Origin of the sequence: Bacteroides caecigallinarum (genome assembly GCF_021530995.1) — a bacterium.
Taxonomy (GTDB): Bacteria; Bacteroidota; Bacteroidia; order Bacteroidales; family Bacteroidaceae; genus Phocaeicola; species Phocaeicola faecigallinarum.
In genome coordinates this window covers 1-1,780 of sequence record NZ_JADYTF010000218.1, presented here as the reverse complement: position 1 = coordinate 1,780, position 1,780 = coordinate 1, and the positions used below count along the sequence as shown (strand labels likewise).

Sequence of the window (1,780 nt, the reverse complement as noted above, 5' to 3'; positions counted from 1 at the left end):
ATCATAATATGAATATTGCATTACTAACAGCTGCTGGAAACGGTACAAGAATGGGACAAGATATACCCAAGCAGTTTATGACAATTGACGATTGTCCTATTATAATTTATACTATGCTTCCTTTTCAGGAACACGAGGAAATTGATGAAATAGCTGTAGTATGCCTCGCAGGATGGGAGAATAGCCTTAAGGCATATTCCAATCAATTTGGGATAACAAAACTCAAATATATTTTTCCAGGAGGATCCAGTAACCAAGGTTCTATTCATAATGGAATTTTGGGGTTAAAAGAGGCAGGTTATTCAGACGAAGATATTATTTTGATACAGGATGGCGTACGACCGCTTGTATCTGCTGATATCATAACAAATAATATCAATGTTTGTAAAAAATATGGATATGCTATAACAGGATTAATGTGCAAAGAAGTAATAATGGAATTTAAACCAGAGAATGAGGTACTTGGATATATATCCATACCTCGCGAGCGATTGGTTCGTACACAGACTCCTCATACGTATAAACTTGGTATTATATTAGACATCCATAAAAAAGCGGAAATCTATAACCTTGATATGACTGCTTCTTGTGAACTTGCTGCAAAACTTGGTATAAATGATCAGCATCTTGTCTTAGGTAATGAGAAGAATGGTTTGAAGTTGACTAATGTTGAAGATATTGAACTTTTCAAAGCATTGAAACATGTTTCAAAATATCCTTGGTTAAAGTAATTATGGCTTATATTGATGATATAAATGAGGTAGCTTCACTCAAACTACCATGGGAAAATTTGAGAGGTAAGAATATTTTAGTTACAGGTGCTACAGGAATGCTTTGTTCTTCTCTTGTAGAGGTTCTTATGTCACACAAAGGGCAAAACTATCATGTATATGCAACCGGGAGAGATGAAACAAAAGTAAAAAGAATATTTACAAAATACTTTGATAATCCTTTCTTTCATTTCTTTGAATATGATGTTCGTAATCCTCTAAATTGTGATATTCAGTTTCACATTATAATAGCAGGTGCAAGTGTGGCTTCTCCACAATTGTATGTATCTGATCCAGTAAGTGTTATGAAATCAAATTTAAATGGGGTAGACAATCTATTCTCATATGGTGTAAAACATGGTCTTGAAATTTTTCTATACGTATCTTCAAGTGAAATATATGGTGAAGGTGATGGACAAGTGTTTACCGAAAGCGATAGTGGTTATGTGAATTGTGCGACCTTAAGAGCATGTTATCCTTCAGCAAAGCGTGCTTCTGAAACACTTTGTATAGCATATGGGTATCAATATGGTATTGATGTTCGAATTATACGTCCTTGTCATATTTACGGACCACATTTTTCAGATTCTGATAAGCGTGTATATGCTCAATTTATACGTAATGTGCTTGCAAATGAAGATATTGTAATGAAGAGCACTGGAAAGCAGTATCGATCATGGTGTTACGTGGTTGATTGTGTTTCTGCAATACTTTACATTCTTTTAAAAGGTAAAAATGGAGAGGCATATAATGTTGCTGACATAAAGTCCAATATTACTATTAAAGAATTAGCTGAGATGATTGCAGAAATAGCAGGTAAAAAGGTTATAGTAGAATTACCTTCAGATATTGAGAAATTAGGTTTTAACATTGTAACTAGATCAGTTCTTTCAACTGAAAAATTACAATCATTAGGATGGTATACGGATTCTAGTATGAAAGAAAATCTAGTTAATACTATAGAAGCAATAAAAAATGAGAAAGGAGATTACCTTAACTGATTTACACAG

2 protein-coding genes are annotated in these 1,780 nt (G+C 33.4%); both read left to right on the top strand.

Annotated elements, in window-relative coordinates:
* Positions 1-8 precede the first annotated feature (8 nt).
* On the top strand, positions 9-731 hold the full coding sequence (locus tag I6E24_RS16105) for an IspD/TarI family cytidylyltransferase (RefSeq protein WP_235329711.1): 723 nt from the start codon (positions 9-11) through the stop codon (positions 729-731).
* Positions 732-733: 2 nt separating this feature from the next.
* On the top strand, positions 734-1,771 hold the full coding sequence (locus tag I6E24_RS16100) for an NAD-dependent epimerase/dehydratase family protein (protein ID WP_235329709.1): 1,038 nt from the start codon (positions 734-736) through the stop codon (positions 1,769-1,771).
* Positions 1,772-1,780: the final 9 nt, after the last annotated feature.